The 19,891-nt window shown below is 52.8% G+C and carries 18 protein-coding genes and 1 pseudogene; 3 read left to right on the top strand and 16 right to left on the bottom strand.

Annotation, left to right across the window (positions count from 1 at the left end; genetic code table 11):
- Nucleotides 1–23: 23 nt before the first annotated feature.
- From mreD to EKM91_RS04325, 10 genes are all read right to left on the bottom strand, one after another.
- Complete coding sequence (gene mreD / locus EKM91_RS04370) at nucleotides 24–554, bottom strand: rod shape-determining protein MreD (protein WP_125750308.1); 531 nt, start codon at nucleotides 552–554, stop codon at nucleotides 24–26.
- Nucleotides 555–638: 84 nt separating this feature from the next.
- Nucleotides 639–1,499: a rod shape-determining protein MreC gene (gene mreC, locus EKM91_RS04365; protein ID WP_125750305.1), complete on the bottom strand. Its 861-nt coding sequence runs from the start codon at nucleotides 1,497–1,499 to the stop codon at nucleotides 639–641.
- A 78-nt stretch (nucleotides 1,500–1,577) separates the two neighbouring features.
- On the bottom strand, nucleotides 1,578–2,582 hold the full coding sequence (locus EKM91_RS04360) for a rod shape-determining protein (protein WP_125750302.1): 1,005 nt from the start codon (nucleotides 2,580–2,582) through the stop codon (nucleotides 1,578–1,580).
- 106 nt (nucleotides 2,583–2,688) lie between these two features.
- A complete protein-coding gene (radC, locus tag EKM91_RS04355; RefSeq protein ID WP_125750299.1) occupies nucleotides 2,689–3,354 on the bottom strand; it encodes a RadC family protein in 666 nt (221 codons plus the stop codon).
- A 30-nt stretch (nucleotides 3,355–3,384) separates the two neighbouring features.
- A complete protein-coding gene (locus EKM91_RS04350) occupies nucleotides 3,385–4,017 on the bottom strand; it encodes an HAD family hydrolase (protein WP_125750297.1) in 633 nt (210 codons plus the stop codon).
- Nucleotides 4,007–5,302: a bifunctional folylpolyglutamate synthase/dihydrofolate synthase gene (locus tag EKM91_RS04345; RefSeq protein ID WP_125750295.1), complete on the bottom strand. Its 1,296-nt coding sequence runs from the start codon at nucleotides 5,300–5,302 to the stop codon at nucleotides 4,007–4,009. The genes EKM91_RS04350 and EKM91_RS04345 overlap by 11 nt, the downstream gene beginning before the upstream one ends.
- 178 nt (nucleotides 5,303–5,480) lie before the next feature.
- Nucleotides 5,481–6,845, bottom strand: a complete 1,365-nt coding sequence (locus EKM91_RS04340; protein WP_125750292.1) for a L,D-transpeptidase family protein — start codon at nucleotides 6,843–6,845, stop codon at nucleotides 5,481–5,483.
- 211 nt (nucleotides 6,846–7,056) lie between these two features.
- Entirely contained in the window at nucleotides 7,057–8,307 is a 1,251-nt protein-coding gene (locus EKM91_RS04335; RefSeq protein ID WP_125750289.1) for a hypothetical protein, read from the bottom strand.
- A gap of 233 nt (nucleotides 8,308–8,540) precedes the next feature.
- Nucleotides 8,541–9,341 carry a type I methionyl aminopeptidase gene (gene map / locus EKM91_RS04330; RefSeq protein WP_125750286.1) on the bottom strand — a complete coding sequence of 267 codons (801 nt, stop codon included), beginning with the start codon at nucleotides 9,339–9,341 and terminating at the stop codon, nucleotides 8,541–8,543.
- A gap of 90 nt (nucleotides 9,342–9,431) precedes the next feature.
- Entirely contained in the window at nucleotides 9,432–10,364 is a 933-nt protein-coding gene (locus EKM91_RS04325) for an NAD-dependent epimerase/dehydratase family protein (protein ID WP_125750282.1), read from the bottom strand.
- Between the two features lie 252 nt (nucleotides 10,365–10,616).
- On the opposite strand from EKM91_RS04325, the gene EKM91_RS04320 reads away from it, so the two are divergent.
- Both EKM91_RS04320 and EKM91_RS04315 read left to right on the top strand, forming a co-directional pair.
- Nucleotides 10,617–11,075, top strand: coding sequence for a flavodoxin (locus EKM91_RS04320; protein ID WP_125750279.1), 459 nt, complete (start codon nucleotides 10,617–10,619; stop codon nucleotides 11,073–11,075).
- A 128-nt stretch (nucleotides 11,076–11,203) separates the two neighbouring features.
- Nucleotides 11,204–11,674 (top strand): glutathione peroxidase, encoded by a 471-nt coding sequence (locus tag EKM91_RS04315; RefSeq protein ID WP_125750276.1) that lies wholly within the window; start codon nucleotides 11,204–11,206, stop codon nucleotides 11,672–11,674.
- Between the two features lie 151 nt (nucleotides 11,675–11,825).
- Here EKM91_RS04315 and EKM91_RS04310 read toward each other — a convergent pair whose 3' ends face one another.
- From EKM91_RS04310 to EKM91_RS04285, 6 genes and pseudogenes are all read right to left on the bottom strand, one after another.
- Entirely contained in the window at nucleotides 11,826–12,989 is a 1,164-nt protein-coding gene (locus EKM91_RS04310) for a hydroxymethylglutaryl-CoA synthase (RefSeq protein WP_164508448.1), read from the bottom strand.
- Nucleotides 12,990–12,995: 6 nt separating this feature from the next.
- On the bottom strand, nucleotides 12,996–14,237 hold the full coding sequence (locus EKM91_RS04305; protein WP_125750270.1) for a hydroxymethylglutaryl-CoA reductase, degradative: 1,242 nt from the start codon (nucleotides 14,235–14,237) through the stop codon (nucleotides 12,996–12,998).
- Nucleotides 14,234–15,415 carry a thiolase family protein gene (locus EKM91_RS04300; protein ID WP_125750267.1) on the bottom strand — a complete coding sequence of 394 codons (1,182 nt, stop codon included), beginning with the start codon at nucleotides 15,413–15,415 and terminating at the stop codon, nucleotides 14,234–14,236. Before EKM91_RS04300 ends, EKM91_RS04305 begins: the two co-directional genes overlap by 4 nt.
- 170 nt (nucleotides 15,416–15,585) lie before the next feature.
- Complete coding sequence (locus tag EKM91_RS04295) at nucleotides 15,586–16,515, bottom strand: FAD:protein FMN transferase (RefSeq protein ID WP_125750264.1); 930 nt, start codon at nucleotides 16,513–16,515, stop codon at nucleotides 15,586–15,588.
- The gene (locus EKM91_RS04290; protein WP_125750260.1) at nucleotides 16,515–17,633 is read right to left on the bottom strand and encodes an NAD(P)H-dependent oxidoreductase; all 1,119 of its coding nucleotides are present in this window, start codon (nucleotides 17,631–17,633) and stop codon (nucleotides 16,515–16,517) included. The genes EKM91_RS04295 and EKM91_RS04290 overlap by 1 nt, the downstream gene beginning before the upstream one ends.
- 38 nt (nucleotides 17,634–17,671) lie before the next feature.
- A pseudogene (locus EKM91_RS04285) lies at nucleotides 17,672–18,193 on the bottom strand (NADPH-dependent FMN reductase); the annotation flags it as partial.
- Nucleotides 18,194–18,444: 251 nt separating this feature from the next.
- On the opposite strand from EKM91_RS04285, the gene pyk reads away from it, so the two are divergent.
- The gene (gene pyk / locus EKM91_RS04280; RefSeq protein ID WP_125750254.1) at nucleotides 18,445–19,875 is read left to right on the top strand and encodes a pyruvate kinase; all 1,431 of its coding nucleotides are present in this window, start codon (nucleotides 18,445–18,447) and stop codon (nucleotides 19,873–19,875) included.
- Nucleotides 19,876–19,891 lie beyond the last annotated feature (16 nt).

Raw genomic sequence — 19,891 nt, 5'->3', positions numbered from 1 at the left:
CACCGGCAAGCCGGTGGCGCTCACTAACTTCTCTTTAAGTTTATCAATATTCGACTCAAAGGCAAATAGACAATCGCAAAGCCGATCACATTCACTAATAATGCCGGGCCCAGATGCACCGAGATCAACGTCACCAAACTGCCGGTCCCATAGCCGATCAAACGATTCATCATGTCATCAAACACCGTGAACATCGTCACGGCGATCACCACTAAGGCCCCAACAAAAAGCGGCGAACGCGGGACAAACCCGCGCAATTGCACCGCAATATACACGATCAAAGGCCACAAAAGCGCTGTGATCCCAAGAATCCCGGTATACACCACATCGAATAATAACCCAAACCCAACGGCAAACAAGACCACATAAGGCTCTTCAGGCAAAAAGAGCACGATCATCAACAAGGTGATCAATGTCAGCTGCGGCACGCCGCTAAATTGCGGCGTCAACAGCCATTGGCCTAGCACCAGACTCAAAACGCCGTCTAATAACAATGCCACAAATAATATCAATGCGATCCAGCCATGCTTGGTGAAACGATGTTTGGTCTCCATGCTTGCCACCTTCTTTCACAATAATTCGCTCATTGTCCTGGGACTGACCACAAAAAAGGACGCCAATGCGTCCCTTAACTGCGCTTAGTGGCTGGCAATGGTCCGGGCAATGACCGTGACGACGCTGAGATCATCCAAGTTAGCCGCTGGTTTCAAATACACCGTATTGGCCAAACCATAATCGTCTTTATTGACCGATTCGACCGTGCCTAACAATAACCCTTTAGGGGTCGCCCCGCCTAAACCAGAGGTCACGACTTTTTGACCTTTTTTAATGTTTTTATCGGTATTGAGCTGACCTAAGATCAACTCGCCGCGTTTTTGACTGTAGCCGGTGATCACACCATTGATCGTGTCACCATTGGCCGTCGTGATCTGCGCGGCAAAATGATCCGCCGCCTTGTTATCGGTGGAAAGCATTTCGACTTTGGCATTGGTTTTATTGACCTCGACAATGCGGCCAACCACGCCAGAGCCGGACATGACCGGCATGTTTTTGGAGACGCCGGCGCCAGAGCCTTTGTTGATCACGACGATGTTGCGCCAATCATCAGGGCTGCGCAACATCACACTGGCATTGATCTGACTATAATCAGTCAAGGTGCCGTCGAGTTTCAATTGCTTTTTAAGGGCTTGGTTTTCACGCTTGAGCGTTTGCGCCTGCACCTTTGATTGCGCCAGGTCTTCGATCTGCGCTTTCAGCTGTTTGTTTTCACTGTAAGTATTGATCAGATCATCCAGGTCGTCCAAGCTACCTTTGAGCCATTGTGCCGGTGCCGTGACGATCCGTGCGCCGATGCCGACCACGTCGTTGCCGATCTGTTGGATCGCCGGTGGCGTATTGCGGTTATCGCGCACAGCCACAGAATACGACACCAAGCCCAAACTCAGCAGCAAGGCGATCATGACCACGATCAACTTTTTGTTAGAAAAGAACTTGTTCATGTCATACTCGCTCTCATTATTTTACTGATCCGTCGCTCTTGAAAAAAGCCGGCGCCTCAGTGGCCACCGGCTCACGACTTAGTGTTTCTTCAAGACGTCGATGTTCTTCAGGGACTCACCCGTCCCGATGGCAACACAATCCAGCGGATCTTGAGCGATGAAGACTGGGACTTGCGCCGCATCTGAAATGACTTCAGACAAGTGCTTTAACAACGCCCCGCCACCGGTCAAAACGATCCCATGATCGATCACATCAGCCGCGATTTCAGGCGATGTTTCTTCCAAGGTCTCTTTGACCGCATCGATGATCGCCACAACCACTTCATTGATCGCCGTGGCAATATCCACAGCAGTGATCTCAATGGTCTTAGGCAGCCCGGTCAACAGATCGCGGCCGCGAATGGTCATCCCATCGATTTCTTTGGCGCGCTCAACTGACGCGGAACCGCACTGCATCTTCACATCTTCAGCAGTCCGTTCCCCGATCAATAAATTATAGTTTTGGCGGATGTAGGTGATGACCGATTCGTCCATCTTATCGCCTGCCATGCGAATGGAGCGACTCGACACGATCCCGCCTAAGGAAATCGTCGCGACATCAGTCGTCCCGCCACCGATATCAACGACCATGCTCCCAGTCGGATCCATCACCGGCAAGCCGGCACCGATCGCAGCGGCATAAGGTTCTTCGATCACAAAGGCTTCTTTAGCCCCTGCGACCTTAGCGGCGTCGATCACGGCGCGCTTTTCGACTTCAGTCACGCCACTAGGCACGCAGATCATCACTTGCGGATGCGTCCCAGTGCCGCCTAAGGCCTTTTCCATGAAATATTTCAACATTGCGGCAGTCGTATCATAATCGGCGATCACGCCGTCTTTCATCGGCCGGATCGCGGTAACGTTAGCCGGGGTGCGGCCGATCATTGCTCGCGCCTCTTCGCCAACCGCGATGATCTCGCCGGTTTGAGTATTCTTGGCGACGACAGACGGTTCATGCAACACGATGCCCTTACCATCGACGTACACCAAGGTATTGGCGGTGCCGAGATCGATCCCGATATTCTTTGAGCCTAATCCAAACAAGATGTTCTCTCCTTCAACGCGTTTCTGTAATGTGGTCTCTCGCATTATAGCACAAAAGCCCACAGCGACTACAGATTCAAGCGGTGCAAATGCCTAATGCCAGCGATTATTTGAAAAAATTTAAGTCTTCCAGGTGATCGGCAAACGAATAATACTGATTATTGCCGATCACCAAATGATCATACACGCTGATCCCAAGCAATTGTCCTGCTTGGATGAAGCGTTTGGTCACGGCTTTATCAGCTTGACTCGGCGTGGGATCGCCGCTGGGATGATTATGCGCCAAAATCAAACAACTCGCATTTTGACGCAAGGCTTCGGCAAAAACCACGCGCGGATCAGCCGTCGCCGCATCCAGCCCGCCTAAAGCCGTGGTCGCTTCTTGGATCACCTGCAGCTTCGTATCCAAATACAGCGTCAACATCACTTCACGCGTTTGCCCGCGCAAGCGCTGCATCAAATGCGCCGCTAAAGCTTGGACAGAAACCACCGTCCCATAGCGCAAGGTGGTTTGCGTCCAAACGCGCTGGCCAAACTCGACGCCAGCCACTAACCCCACCGCCTTGCTCAACCCGATCCCAGAAAGCGCCAATAGATCAGGTACCGTGGCTTGTGCCAAGCCATTGAGCGCCGGCCATTGGGTTAAAATCGCAGCCACCGTGGCTTGGATCGGCACTTGCCCATTGCCGCTGCGCAACAACACCTGGATCAATTCAGCATCGCTTAACCCGCTGGCACCGTGTGCGGCCACGCGTTCATATAATCTCGCCATCACGTTACCTCCTGTGAGGCAAAGATTACGCTAATGGGTCATGATCCACTCACCAGCGGCCGCCAAATCATCCAAATGCGCCGTAGCCGCTTGACTGACTGGCGCGAGATCTGGCACTTGCAAGCACTGCAAGCCAGCCGCTAACGCCGATTGCACGCCGACTGGGGTATCTTCAACGGCAATCGTCGCATTCGGGGTTAATGCCGCGGTTTTTAATGCGTGCTGATATAAATCAGGCGCCGGCTTAGGCCGGCCATGGGTCAAATTGACCTGCCAATCAAACGCTTGCTGCCATCCGGTATTGGCCAGCACTTGCGCCAAATGATGCTGGCTGGAGCTGGTCACCACGCCGATCATGCGCCCGGCTTGGCGCAATCGCGCCAATAAGGCGTCAGCACCAGGCAAAGCGATCGAGCGGCCATGATCGAGCCGCTCATCGACATACTGGATCGTCGCTTGGGTAAACGCCGCAACATTGGCTGAACCGACGATTTGAGCGATCAGCGCGGTTTCCGCCTCCCCAGCCGCACCCACTAACGGCAAGAAATCTTGTTGCGTCCGCGCCAACCCCAGACTTTTGGCTGCGGCGACATTGCCAGCCAAAAACACCCGCTCTGTATCGACTAAGGTGCCATCCAAGTCAAACAAGATATTAGCGATCATGATCTTCCTCCTGGCCGCATAACGCCTGGCGTACCGCGGCGACTAAATATAGCGAGCCGGTGATCACCAGCGGTTCATCGGCATGATTTTGCAAATGTGTGGCCAAAGCTTGCTGCCATTGGTCAAAATGCCGAATGCCCGCTGGATAATCTTGCACCGCCGTGGCCCGCGGTGTATCCGGCACCGGCACCAGCCACAAGCGATGACGGCCGCGGCCTAAGGCATCCACCATGGTGGTGACATCTTTATCTTTTAACACCCCGGCGATCACGGTGACCGTTTGCGCGCCAAACAACTGGGTCATGGTGGTGATCAGCGCCTGGATACCTTGAGGATTATGCGCCCCATCTAAGATGATCAAAGGATCAGCACTGATTTTTTCCATGCGCCCAGGCCAAACACTTTTTGCCAAGCCTTTGCGGATCTCCCGCGGCGTCAAAGGCCAATCACTCAGCGTCGCATAGGCTTTGGCGGCGCGAATCGCGACCGCCATGTTACCCGGTTGAAAGGTGCCGACTAATGGCACTTCCACCGCAGGCATTTTACCATCGGCATCTTGATAATCAAAACGCTGTCCCCAATCAAACACATGCCCGGCACCGGCAGAAAAATCGCGCCCGCTTTGCCACCAAGTACTGCCAGTCGCTTGGACCCTGGCTGCCACCACCGCTTGCGCCGCTTCAGGCAGCACTCCGGTCACCACCGGCACCTGCGGTTTGATGATCCCGGCTTTATGCGTGGCGATGCTGGTCAGCGTGTTGCCTAATAACGCTTGATGGTCCATGCCGACGCTGGTGATCACCGCGACTTTAGGCATGATCACATTGGTTGAATCTTCCTTGCCGCCGATCCCGACTTCGATCACGGCAACATCGACGGCTGCTTGGCGAAACGCCCATAATGCCATGGCGGTAATGAACTCAAATTCAGTCACCACAAAATCAGCGTTTTGTGCCTGCAAATTTTCCAAAGCGTTGCGGGTGATCGTGGCCGCTTGCGCCAAGCGCGCATCTAAAAGCGGTTGATGGTCGATCATGATGCGTTCATTGAAGCGCATGATAAACGGTGAGGTGAACAAGCCCACAGACAAACCGCTGGCTTCTAAGATATGCGCGATGCCATTGGCCACCGAGCCTTTGCCATTGGTGCCAGTGACATGCACATAACGCTGACCATGTTCAGGGTGGTCAAGTGCTGCCAGCAGCGCATCGATGCGCTCCAGGCTGCCATCTTTAGCCAATCGCGGTTGCGAATGAATATAAGTCACACTTGTTTGATAATCCAACCTCACACCTCCTGTTTGGCAAGCGGCTCAAAATACCCGCTGCTTGCTATTAATCGTCATGATACCACGTTGATCACTGCGCTTGCCAATCGCATCTTGGCACAAAAAAAACAGCCCCAAAAGCAATCCACTGGCGAATTGCTTTTGGGGCTGTTTTATGCAACACCATCAAGGCTCACTAGAAAATGATCACTGGCGTTCCTAATGGCACTGCGGCAAATAACTTAGCCATAAAGCTTGGCGGATTGTTGACACAGCCGTGTGAGCCGTGTTCTTTGAACCAATCGCCGCCGTATTTCTTTTGCCAAGAGCTGTCATGCAGCCCCACGCCGGTATAATCCACCGGCATCCAGTAATCGACTGGGCTGGCGTAAGCACTGCCGTCATCATTTGACCCGCGCAAGGTCTTGTTGCGTTCTTGGCTCCAGACAAAATCGACCCCATGCGGCGTATCTTGTCCTGGTTTGCCGGTCACCACTGGCGAATCTAAGACGAGCTTGCCATCTTGGTAGAAGTACTCATGCTGATTGGTGACATCCACTTCCACATAAGTGGTGCCGATATCGATCCCATTGGCGTTATAGCCGGAACCGGTATGCGCGACTTCTTTGGTAAAATCTTGCCCTTGTTTGATCGCCGCAATCAATTGCTTAGCCGTCGTTTGCTGCGCGATCGACCAGCCATAAGTGCCGCCTGGCACCGTGACGGTCCCGCGTTTAGTCGACTTGAAGCTGCGAGCGGTGCCATACGTATTGTATTGCGCAGCCAGCTTGGCCACATACGCCCCTACCTTTTGTTCGCTGACTTGCACGCCGCCATCATAACTCAGCCAGCTTTGCAAATCGCTTTGCGGGATCGTGACCACATGATTTTCGATCTTGACTTGCGCCTTGATCCCAGCGATCTTCGATAAAGTCGTCGCGGCTTTTTGCAAGGTCGCAGAAGTGGCGGTGACGGTTGGCTGGTTGTAAGTCGCGGCCACGTCAACGCTTGGCTTGTCCGCGCTGACCGCTTTGGTCACTGCGGCAGCTAACTTATTGGCATTGATCTGGTTGCCGTTTTTTTCCTTTTGTACCACAAACTTGCCAGATTGCGCGACCACTTTGGCATTGACCGGCGCTTGGCGCGTTTGGTTCAACTGTTTGGCGGTAGTTTGCGTGTAACTGGTCAGTTGGGCATTGCCTTTAGTCAGCGCCGCTTTATCGTTGCTGCTGGCCAAAACCGTCGCTGAAAGCGCCCAAGGGTTTTGCTGTTGCAGCAATTTCTTCAGTTGGGCGGTGAAATCTTGTTTGAGCCCTAACTGTGTCCCAGTCGCTGTCGCCACGGTTTTGCCTTGGTCCGTCAACTTCAGCTTGCTGGTGGTAAAATGCGTGCGCAGAATTTGGTTGGCTTTGGTCACCGTTTGCCCGCTGACGTCAACGCCTAATACGCTGGTCTTAGGCAAAAAGCGTTCTTGATAATGGTGACTGCGCATGGCGTAGCCGCCAAGGGCGATCACGGCGACGGCCACTAAACCGCCGAGCCAAACCCGTTTGTTCTTCATTGACATGTCTTCTCCTTGATTGCGAAAGTGCCATACTGTCTTTCGCCGTTATTGTATCACAGGGTGATTCGAAAATCAGTGGGGACACACACGCAAAAAAAGCCCGTGTCAACCCCATCAGCAAAAAGCAAGCGCACAACTTAAAGGCATGACCCCTGCCTTTGTATCCCTATAATACAATTATTTCAATTTGATGACAATTATTTCACAACTAAAATTTTTCATCCCGCTGCCGCTGCGCTTTAACTTGCCGCAAGTCGATCACTTGCGCCCCGCGCGGCACTGTTGCCCCATCACTTACCGGCTGCCAATCGCGTTGGGCCCATTCATGCTGCAGCCGCGTCAAATTCGTCAACATCTGCTCTTTGCGCAGCGGCATGAACGCATACCATTGCGCCACTAAGTTGACCAAACTGCGCACACAGCCCATAAAATCATGGCGCGCAGATGCTGGCAATTGCGGCAAGATCACGGCACACGCATCACTGACTGCTGGGGCGCGCCAGTTTGACGGCAACAAATGGGCACAAATGGCGATGGTCGCCAATAAGTCTTTGGTCCAATAATGGCACGTTGCTTGCGTGATCCCTTCAGGCAAGGCATAATCTTGCCGCTGCTGCCACAAAGCCGCACTAAACGTCGCCGCTAAATTCGCCACCGCATGCGCCCCGCTGACTGAAGGCGTGGCGGCCACCAAGATCCCGGCAAAACGGCGTTCGACTTGCTGCAGCGCGGCTTTAAGCTGCCAAACCGCTGCCGGGGCAAACGTCGGCTGGGTGACGAGCCAATCCCCAATGATCCGCGCAAGCTTTTGGGGTTGCGTTTCGCCTACGATCACCATCAAGCTGAACAATTCGTCAGTGAGTGCAGCTGGCAGCCAACTGACTAAAGATTGCTGATGTTCCGCCCACATCAGCGCATGCAAAGTCGTCAGCCAAGCGGCTAAGTGAGCATCACTTAACGCATCGGCGAAGGCTTTGGGGACGATCGCGTGGGCAAATGTCGGCTGCTTAGCGTCAGTTTTGGGGAGCAAGCGGTCGCGCACCCAAGCTAAGCGGGCAGTAAGCGGCTGTTTTTCTAATGACTTCAACGCCAAGCTTAAATGGCGGTCTTGGGCCATGAGCGCACGCACGTCAGCCAGCGACAACTGCAGCTGACCGCTGGCGGCTAACATTTGCAAATAGATCCGGCCCACGGCACACGTCGCTTCCAAATGCGTCGCCAATTGCGGGAGTTGGCGGGCACAAAGCTGCCGCAACCCGACCAGCGTCAACCGCAGCGCTAAGGCATCCCATTCCATCACCGGTTTTGAGCGCAATGCACTTAATAATGTCATAAAATCTGCTAACGCGTCATCGACTTCAGATTCCGGCATCCGCTCTAAAACGCGCGGATAATCCACATACTGGCGAAATGCCAGGCGATTTTTGGCCAACAATCCAGCCAAGGCTGCTTCGGTCATCAAATCCCACCCTTCCGTTGTCGCGCGATCGACATCTTTAGAAGTCTAGTGTACCGATTTCCAAGAAAAAAACAAATCAAGTTTCACATAAATTTATTAAAAAAATTGAACTCAGCTTACTGATCAAAACTGGGCCGCAACAAAAAAACGGCCTTGCCTCAGACCTAATGCACAAAGGTCAAAGGCAAAGCCGCTTAATCGCCAGGAAACGACACGCGCTGAGCGCGTCAAGGTTACTTGGCTAATAAATATTTCGCATCAAATTCAGGATCATAACTGGTCAAGATCTTTGGCCCATCATCGGTGATCACAATGGTGTGTTCGAACTGGGCACAATCAGAACCGTCTGCGGTGACGTAATATTCCCAATCTTCATGCGGCACTTGTTTAGCTGCGATCTTCCAGGTCCCAGTGGTGATCATCGGCTCGATGGTGATCGTCATGCCGGCTTTTAACCGCAAGCCATGCCCAGCTTCGCCATAATGCGGGACATTCGGGCTTTCATGCATGGTGGGCTGGATGCCGTGGCCGATCAATTCGCGGACATCGCCAAAGCCATTTTCGTCTTCGGTAAAATGCTGGATCGCATAGCCGATATCGCCTAGCCGCTTGCCGACTTGAGCTTGGTCGATACCAAGATAAAGCGCCTGCTTGGTAACGTCCATCAGCTTTTGCCGCTGATCAGAAATATGGCCAACTGCATACGTGCGGCACGCATCTGACATATAACCTTGCCAGTTCACCACGGTATCCACCGCCACGATGTCGCCTTCTTGTAAAATCAAGCCTTTGCGAGGGATCGCATGGGCGACTTCATCGTTGATCGAAACACAAGTGGCGTAATTATAGCCTTCGACTCCTTTTTCTTCAGCAACCGCGCCGTGGGATTCGATCCATTCGTTGGCAAATTTTTCGATTTCCCAACTCGAGATCCCTGGCCGGATGATGGTTTCAAGTTTTTTCAGCATGCCGGCCAAAATCGCACCGGATTTTGCCATGCCTTCGATTTCACGTTCTGATTTCAGAGTGATCAAGTCATTGCATCTCCTATTGTTTAATCTGTATCATCCAGTGTAACACACTGGCAACAAACAAGAAAAGCCGCGGCAACCGCGGCTTTTCGGCTATAAGACTGACTGTACATACGCCTGCAAACCTGCTTTTAACGGCGTGTGGGTCATAAAACCTAACGCATTGATCTTATCCACATTGGCATAAGAATCGCGAATGTCTCCCGCCCGCGCCGCTTGATAAGTGACGTTAAGCGTCTTATGCGTGATCGCTTGTAAGGTATCGGCGACAGCTTGCAAGCTGGTTTGTTGGCCATTGGCAATGTTATACACATCGCCTTTGGCTTCAGGCGTGTGCAACAAGCCGACGATCGCCGACACCACATCGCTGACATAGGTGAAATCACGGGTTTGCCCACCATCACCAAAAAACGTAAACGGCAGATCATGCGCCAAGGCATTCAACAAGATCGACAACACGCCGCTATATGGCGAAGCGGGATTTTGCTTGGGCCCAAAAACATTGAAAAAGCGCACCGTCACAAAAGGCAGATCATATAAGCGGGCATAATTGATGATCGCGCGTTCCGTTGCATACTTATCCACCGCATATTGAGTCAACGGCTTGACTGCCATGTCTTCTTTCTTCGGCAGCGCCGGGTCATCGCCATAAACCGCCGCGGAACTGGCGAAAAACAGCTTCTTTAGCGGCAAGTGCGCTTGCCGAATGGTTTCAATAATATTCAGGTTTGCTTCTTGGTTCACGAGATGCGTCGCATATGGCCGCTCCACTGAATCCGCGACACTGGCGATCGCCGCGAGCAACACGATGTAATCGAAACGCTCGGTTTTCAACAACTCTTGCATGAACGGATGATCGGTAATGGAATGCTCGATGAACCGCACGTGATCTGATTGCGGCAAGTTGGCTACCAGCCCCATGGACAAATCGTCGACCACCACAATCTCATTATCAGCTAAAACCAATTGATCCACCAAATTCGACCCGATGAATCCAGCGCCACCGGTCACTAAGTATTTTGCCAAAAGTAATCCTCCTTGCGCAAAATGCGCCTCAGCTTTTCGTATAATCGTACCATAATCTGGTTTTGAAAGCGCAACTTCTCACGATTAGCGGCGGCAGTTTAACCTTACTGGGACATTTTCAAGCCCATCAGGGAAAGAATTGCCGCCTTTTACAATTGCGGGTACAATGATGGTGTTGGCAAAAAATTGACCCAGCCACCGTAATCCGGCCCAAGCTAAGCGCAAAGGCCTTATCCAGGAAGGAAGAGCGCCATGACCAAAGCAGCAATCGTATACGCCAGTATGACTGGCAACAACGAAGAGATCGCAGGGATCGTTGAAGAAGAATTTGAAAAATATGGCGTCAGCGTCGAAACCACCGAAGTTTCCCAAGCGGATGCAGAAGATTTTGAAGACGTCGATATTTGTGTCGTTGCCACCTACACTTACTCAGATGTTGGCGACGGGGTTTTGCCTGATGAAGCGGTCGACTTTTATGAAGACCTTGAAGAACTTGACTTGAAAGGCAAAGTTTACGGCTGTTGCGGTTCTGGGGATCGCTTCTACGACGATTTTTGCACCAGCGTAGATGACTTCGCCAAAGCCTTTGACAAAACCGGCGCGACTAAAGGCGCTGAAAATGTCAAGATCGACTTAGCCCCAGAAGATGATGATATCAAAGCGCTTGAAGCGTTCACCAAAGCCTTGGTGGATAAACAAGCCAGCTTGTAAAACCAACCCGCTCGCCGCTGCGGCTATGACCGCAGCGGCGAGTTTTTTTGCGCGATTCAGCAATATTTTGATCAATACATTGTGCACGATCGAATCATTCGCGGTATACTGACCTTAAAGGTGGTGTTTTGATGCTATATGATTACACAGCAACGCTGGAAAACGGTGAAACTTATGCCTTGTCGCGATATCGCGGCCAACCGCTGGTGATCGTCAACACGGCGACCAAGTGCGGCTTTGCGCCCCAATTTGAGCAGCTTGAAGCATTGTACCAACAGTATCATGACCAAGGCCTGATGATCTTAGGCTTCCCGTCTAATCAATTCAAACAAGAATTAGCCTCTGGCAGTGCCGCCGCAGAAGCATGCCGCGTCACTTATGGGGTGACCTTCCCGATGCACACCATGGTCAAAGTCAACGGCAGCACAGCCGATCCGCTGTTTAAATACTTGAAACATGAGGCCCCAGGCGCATTGGGTGAAGCGATCAAATGGAACTTCTGCAAATTCCTCGTCGATCGCCAAGGCCAAGTGGTGGAACGCTTTGCGCCTAAGACCAATCCAGAAAAAATGATCCCGGCCATCGAAAAATTACTTTAAGCGCAAAAATTCATTGCTGCGCCACAAAGCAGGTTTTGGCCCATGATAAAAGCGCCTTGAAGCCGCGATTCGATTTCAAATCGCGGCTTCAAGGCGCTTTTGTGTCGCCAGCCGGTGCCGACTGGCTGCTTTAGGCCCTTTTTTTGGCGGCTTACAAGCGGCGATACTGCCGCTGTTGGCCGATCACATCTGTGAGCACGAATGACCCGGCGAAATAGGCCGGATCGGCATGATAATCAGCTGCGGCATAAGGCACTTTGTCTGCAAACACTGCTTCATATTCTGCCACACTCAAGCGCCGCCGCGACGTTAAGCGTTGCTGATGAGCGGCCGGATGCAGCTGCTCGTTAAATTCCGGCTGCACTTCAGCACTGAAAAACTCACCAACTGCCCCAGAACCGTATGAAAACAATCCGATCAAAGCGCCGGCTTGCAAGTGTGGATTTGATTCTAACAGCGATAACAACCCTAAATATAACGACCCGGTATAAATATTGCCAATGCGCCGACTGTATCGGCAACTCGCTTCAAAATTCGCCATCAAGGCGGCTTGCTTAGGCTCATCGACTTCCGGCAGCACCGTCTTCAAGGCTTTGAGCCCCATTTTGGTGTAAGGCAAGTGAAAGCACAGCGCCTCAAAATCTCCCACGCCATGCCCAGTTTCGGCACTATAACGCTGCCATGTGGCTTGGAAAAAAGCGAGATACTGTTCCGTTGAATATTTGCCTTTGGCGATCGCCAAGTCGGTATACACCGGCCGCCAAAAGTCCATGATCGAGCCGCTTTTAACCACAGCATCATCATGGATGGCTAATAGCCGCGGCTGTGCGGTGATCAACATGGCAATGGCGCCAGCACCTTGCGTCACTTCCCCACCGCTGTTCAAGCCGTAACGGGCAATATCAGCAGCGATCACCAAGGCTTTTTTCGTCGGGTGCGCCGCCACATAATCACGTGCCATCATCAACGCGGCCGTCCCGCCGTAACAAGCTTCTTTGATTTCGATCGCCCGACACCACGGATTCAACCCCAACAGCGCATGAATGTATAACGCACTGGCTTTAGAGGCGTCAACGCCGGTTTCGGTGCCGACCACGATCAACCCAAGTTCGTCGCGATCTGCTTGACTTAAAAAATCTGCCGCACTGGCCCCTAAAGTGACCACATCTTGGCTGCTTGGCGCTACGGCTTGTTCATCTTGACCAATGCCGATGGTGTACTTATCTGGATCATCCCCACGCGCTTTTGCCAACTCGACTAAGTCAAGATAAAAAGCTGGCGTGGCCAAACCGATTTGATCTATTCCAATTTTCACGTGCATTCACCCTTTTTTTCTAATCTCTGCCAATATGGCTTGCGCCGTGGCCAGATCCTTGCGCCTCGTTTGCAAAGCGGTTGCGACAGCGGCGATTTCAGCGCCTTTTGCCCCAGCAGCCATCGCTAAGGCATTGGCTTGCAGCGCCATGTGCCCCGCTTGGATCCCAGGGCCCGCCAAGGCCCTCAGCGCCGCCAGGTTTTGCACCAAGCCTAAACTTGCCAAAACCGTTTGCAATACCGCCACTGAGGTATAGTGGCCTAATTGCTTCACCGCTTGAGCGCGCGGCAAAGCGGAAATCGCCCCGCCGACCACCCCAACAGTCAGCGGCAGCGTCAACTCGCCAACTAACTGCCCTTGGACCATTTTCCAAGTGCTTAACGGCTGATACTGCCCGCTTTGGGCCGCATATGCGCCAATGCTGGCCGCCACGGCGCGGGTATCATTGCCGCTGGCTAACACCGCCGCAACGATTCCGTTTAAGATCCCCTTATTATGCGTAACGGCCCGATCACCATCGACTTGGGCCAACTCGCTTAACAACACGATCCGCGCCGCGATTTGTTCGCCGCTGATCGTTTTGGTGGCCAAGCTGGCCGGGGTCAAATGCACCGTCGCCGTGGTCAATTGCTTGCTGGCATTGCTTAAGATCGCCACTAATGCCGGCTGTTGCAGCCAGGTTTGCAACACCGCGGCTAAATGCTCACAAATCGTGTTGACGATGTTGGCCCCCATGGCGGCTTGGGTATCGATCACCACCGCGATTTTCAAAAACCGCCCGATGATCGTCGTGGTGATGGCTTTGACCCCGCCGCCGCGCTGGACGATCGAAGGATGCGCCGCTTGGGCTTGGGTCAACAATTCCCCTTGGCGCTTAGCGATCAATGCTTGGGCTTGAGCTGGTGCGGCCAAATCGGCAAAAACGATTTCGCCAGTTACCAAATGCGCTTCAGTGGTCGCTTTGACCCCGCCATTGAGCCCAGCCAAGCGCGCTCCATTAGACGCCGCGGCTACCACTGACGGTTCTTCAGTAGCCATCGGCACTTGATACAATTTGCCGTTGACCACGAGATCGCGGGCAATGCCTAAGGGCAAGGCGAATTCGCCGATGATATTTTCGCTTAAGGCTTCAGCGACACTGCTGGGTAAAGCGGGTTGTGCCCAAGCAGCCGCTTCTTCAGGCGTTAAATACCCTTCTGCTGTTAGGCGCTTGCGGCGGGTTGCAGCATCAAGTTGATAAAATTTCATCCCCTAGCCTCCACTTGCATTGCCACGCTCATGCCGCCGCCAATGCATAACGCCGCGACACCGATACGTTGTTGATGGTGTTTGAGTTGATGCACTAAGGTGACCAACAAGCGCGCCCCAGAAGCGCCCAGGGGATGCCCTAGCGCGATCGCCCCGCCTAAAGGATTGACTTTGGCTGAATCCAGGTGCAAATCGCGGATCACGGCGACACTTTGCGCCGCAAAGGCTTCATTGAGTTCAAAAATATCGATCGCCGCTAGCGGCGTCTGCGTTTTTTGCAGCAATCGTTCGACCACCGCCTTGGGGGCATACCCCATGATCCGCGGGGCGATGCCGCCTTCTGCAAACCCGGCGATCTTGGCCAGCCAATCAACACCAAGCGCTTGTGCTTTGCTGCGCGACATTAAGATCATAGCCGCCGCCCCATCGTTGATCCCACTGGCATTGCCTGCGGTCACCGTGCCATTAGCTTGAAAAGACGGCCGCAAATGGGCGAGCTTTTCCGCACTGGTATCTGCCCGCGGGCCTTCGTCATGGCGCACCACCACTTGACCGCGGCGCGATTGCACCGTCAATGGCGCGATTTCAGCGTCAAAATCCCCGCGCTGCATCGCCGCAACTGCTTTTTGATGCGAGGCCAAGGCAAAGGCATCTTGGTCTTGGCGCGACACTTGATATTCAGTCGCAACATTTTCGGCGGTAATGCCCATCGGTTCGTTGGTAAACGCATCCGCTAAGCCGTCGCGCATCATGCCATCCACAAACGCCACATCGCCTAATTTTTTGCCAAAGCGCATGTTAGGGGCATAAAACGGCGCCTGGCTCATGTTTTCCGTGCCGCCGACTAAGACGATGTCAGCATCCCCCATGGCGATGGCGCTTTGGCCCAGCCGCACGGCTTTCAAGCCGCTGCCGCAGACCTCATTGATCGTCATGGCGGTGCTTTCCGGCCGCATGCCGACGCCTAAGGCAATTTGCCGCGCCACATTTTGCCCGGAATTGGCTTGCAGCACATTGCCAAAAATGGCTTGATCGATTTGTTCTGGGGCAATGCCGGCGGCTTGAATCGCCGCTTGAGCCGCATGCTGCCCTAAAGCCACGGCATTGACGCTGCTCAAAGCGCCGCCAAATTTTCCCATTGGTGTTCGTTGGGCGCTGACGATCACGATCTCTTCCATATTAACCCCCAGATTATCTATTGTATTAGTCACAGCTGCAGATAAATTGTCTGCAATCATTATACGCTATCCTTGAGATACTGGGAAATCCTATAACCAATTCTTAACCTGCGCCTATTAAAATAGCTTTGCCGGCGCATGAGTCAGCGACTGCGGCAAAGCCATGATCCTTATTGTTGTAAGTTGACGCCGTCGGCTTGGACATGGCCGTCTTGATACACGAACACCGCCCCAAAGATCCCAGGCGTTTTGGTCCAGCCAGCGATGGGTTGTCCAGCAAAAAACAGCCGCTTGGCCTCAGTTTCAGCCACCACTGATTGCTCAGCAAAAACCGTTACCCCAGAAAGCTTCGTCTGCAGCGGCTTGCCGGTGCGCGAATCTAACAGGTGATGGTATTGCTGTCCATCCACGATCAAAAAGCGTTCATAGATCCCGCTGGTCACCGCCGTACAAGCCGGCAAAATGACCCGCCCGACTTCTTCATGGCGCGGGCGTTGCGGGTCTTGCACCCCAATCACCCATTGGCCGTCTAAACGATGCGGCGAGGTGCCGACAAACACTAAATTGCCGCCAAGATCAATGATCCCGCTGGCCACCCCATAAGCTCGCCACAAATCAGCCACGCGATCGGCGATTTCGCCTTTGGCGATGCCGCCTAAGTCTAATTCCATGCCTGGCTGCAATAAAAATACCGTTTGCGCCGCTGCATCCAATTGCACTTGCATGGGGTCGATCAGTTTTTGGCGCGCCGCGATGGCTTGATCTGCTGGGACATGCGCATCGGCAAAACCAATCGCCCAAAGTTTAACTAAAGGCCCGATCAAGGCGTTGAAGCCAAAATTTTCCCGGCTGGCTAAAACCGCGCGCTGCACCAATTGGAACGTGGCGTGCGACACCGCCACCGGGTGTTGACCAGCGGCATGGTTGATCGCCATCACCTCAGACACCTGGCGATTGACGGTCAAGCGGTCTTCATATTCTGCGATCAACGCAAAGGCCGCATCTAATGCTGCAGCCGTCATTTCGCCATATGCGGTCAAGGTGATCGTTGTGCCTAAGCCGTGGCCAACTTTTGTTTGCTTCATGGTTTGCCTCATCATTAATGTTGTGACGCACCGCTGGTGGCATCACTATCCGTATCCGTAGCGGCTTTAGGCGTCGCATCTGCTGGTGCCTCTGCGGCTGGCGCATCATGAGCAGATGCGCCGCTGGTGCTGTCTGTTTGCGACGCGCCGCTGGCAGCATCTGACCAAGCACCTTGTTCGTAGAAGTTCAAAATATGCTCCACGCTGCCGGTAAATTCGATCGTGCCTAAATAGGCCCCATCGACATCCCGCAAGGCAAAATATTGGATCAAGACCCGGTGCCCATGCATGATCAGCGGCCGGCTGACTGAATCTTGGCTGCCGTCTTTGAAAGAATCGATGATCTTCATCACGATCGGCAAAGCCTTTGGCGGGTGACATTCCGCCACCGTTTCACCGATTTCGCGCACCGAGCGGACATGCTCGCGATCAGGTTTGTTAGAAAACCACGAGAATTTGTCATTATGATCAATCAAGTCGATTTCAAATGGAATGGTACTAAAGATCTGTTGCACTTCCCGAAAGCTCAAGCGCCCAGTTGGAAATGTGATATACGCGTCATCTAAATATGGTTGGTGCATCGACATGCCGTCTTCCCCCTCTGCAATTGAATCCACAAATTTTACAAAATTGCCAAAATACGCTTCTAGTTCCGTTTGGACCTGCCGATCAGTGACATTGCCATCGACAAAAACTTTCGCGGCATTGCCGATCAAGATCTCATTGCCTGAAAGCGTATAAGCGTCACAATCTGGTGAAGCCAAGATCTGCCGCAAGTGTTCTTGCGCCCGTGAAGACGCTTGCGGCCCATAACTGGTGCCCACGACCATGGCCGGCTTGTGCTTTAAGACATCTGAGCGGTAAGACAACCATTCGATCGCGCTTTTAAGCGCTGCTGGGATCGAGTGATCATATTCTGGGGTGGAAAAAATCACCCCATCTGATAACTGGATCGCTTTTTTGAACCGCCACACCGCCATATCTGCCGGCGTGTCTTCACTAAACGCCGGTAATTGTGAGATTTCTAAGATGCGAATTGCGGCCAGTCCCTTAAAGTGCTTTTGCATATATTGAAGTAATAAGCGGTTGTATGAAAAGTCGGCATTCGTGCCGACGATCGCAGTGAGTAACATTAGGCGTCCCCCTTCGAAAATTGCTGGTGCATCAACACGAAGTCCAAGAAGCCGGTAAAGCATTGGGTCAAAAAGTCGATCGTCCCTTGGTCTTGCAGCCGGCCGGCTTGATCAAACGCCTGATTGGCCTGGCCCAGTAAGAATTCATTGCCGGGAAAAACTTGGGCATTCACGCCAGGCGAATCTAAGATCTGCCGCAAGTGCAGCTGCGCTCGTGATGACCCTTGCGGATAAATGGAAGCCCCAACGATCATCACCGGCTTTTCTGCCAAGGGATGCACGCGATAAGACAGCCATTCGATCACGCTTTTTAATGGGGAAGGCACGCTGTGATTGTACTCTGGGCAGCCAATGATCACGCCGTCAGCCGCCGTGATCGCGTCGGCTAATTGCCCCACCGGTTCAGGGTCAGTTTCGGGATGATTTTCGTTAAACATCGGAATATTTTGGATATCGACCACCTCGATTTGCGCTTGGTCAAACCGCGCTTGCATCTCGTGTAAAAGCATTCGATTATACGAATGCTTGGCATTAGTGCCTACGATTGCGATAAATTTCACATTAATCACTCCTATCGGTCAGGCTCGGCCATTTAAGCTACTACTGAAATTGTAACTGATTTAACAAAGAATGCAATTGCTTCACCCCTGCCTTGCCTTTGCCAATCAATCTCATTCATTGGTCAATTCTGCGCTTTTGCCGGTGCAACTGACACACAATTGTAATGGTTTAATCCATTAATATTCTCTAGAATAAAATGGTGAGATTTTTATCACGTTTACATCAACTATTTTGGAGGGAAACATCTAACATGCGTAAAACTAAAATCGTGTCGACGCTGGGCCCAGCGTCCAACGACTTGCAAACTATCAAGGCGTTGATCAACGCGGGTGCCAATATCTTCCGGTTCAACTTCTCCCATGGCGATCATGCGGAACAACTCGGCCGGATGAACTTGGTCAAGCAAGCGATGCAAGAAACCGGCGTCAAAGTCGGCTTGATGCTCGACACCAAAGGCGCTGAGATTCGCACCACAGCCACCACCGATGGCGGCAAGGTCGAATATGCCACTGGCGATAAGATCACCTTGTCGATGAACACCGGCAAACTCAGCGAAAAAGGCGCCATTGACATCACTTATGGCGGCTTGTATGACGATGTGGAAATCGGCCATCATGTGTTGTTTGATGACGGCTTGTTGGACACTGAGATCATCGCCAAAAACCCTGCCACCCGCGAATTGACCCTGGAAGTCCAAAACCCAGCAGAATTAGGGTCGAAAAAAGGTGTCAACTCCCCTGGTGTTTCTCTCCAACTCAAAGGGATCACAGATAAAGACAAAGATGACATTCGCTTCGGGGTCAGCCAAGGCATCAGCTTCATTGCGGCGTCTTTTGTCCGCAAAGTCTCTGATGTCCAAGAAATCAAAGACGTGCTGGCAGAAGTTGGCGGCGAAGATGTCTTGATCATTCCCAAGATCGAATCTCAAGAAGGCATCAACAACAGCGATGCCATCTTAGCCGCTGCCGACGGCTTAATGGTCGCTCGCGGCGACATGGGCATCGAGATCCCTTATGAAGAAGTCCCTGCCGTTGAAAAAGAATTGATCCACAAATGCCTGCTGGCTGGCAAGCCGGTGATCACCGCCACGCAAATGCTTGATTCCATGCAAGAAAACCCGCGGCCGACCCGCGCGGAAGTTACCGATGTGGCGTTTGCCGTCTTGCAAGGCACCGACGCTACCATGTTATCCGGCGAATCAGCCAATGGGGATTACCCGGTCCAATCTGTCCACACCATGGCCGTGATCGACGAACGCACCGACAAGATGCTGCCAAAGCATTCCCCAGTGCTTGAAGAACTCAAGAGTTCCGGTTCGATCACCACCACCACTGCGATCGCCGCGGTGACCGCCGCCGATCGGGTCAACGCCAAAGCCATCATCACGTTGACTTCCAGCGGCTATACCGCCCGCCAGATCTCGCGGCTCAAGCCGCAAGCGCCGATCGTAGCCGTCACTTATGACCAACGCACCGCTTCCAGCCTGTTGCTTTCTTGGGGCGTGACGCCGTTAGTCTTTGAAAAAGGCAACGATTTTGAATCTTTAGTCGCCGAAGCCGAAGCCAAACTGGTGGCTGCCGGTGAGATCAAAGGCGGCGATGTCGTCGTGATCGTGGCCGGTTTGCCGCTTTACGAACCAGGCTCCACCAACAACGTGATGCTTCGCCGCGTTGCCGATTAACAAAAAATAGGATCAG

This window comes from Lacticaseibacillus baoqingensis, assembly GCF_003946165.1.
Taxonomy (GTDB): Bacteria; Bacillota; Bacilli; order Lactobacillales; family Lactobacillaceae; genus Lacticaseibacillus; species Lacticaseibacillus baoqingensis.
The sequence above is the reverse complement of the archived record's forward strand: the minus strand, read 5'-3'. Positions and strand labels throughout refer to the sequence as shown.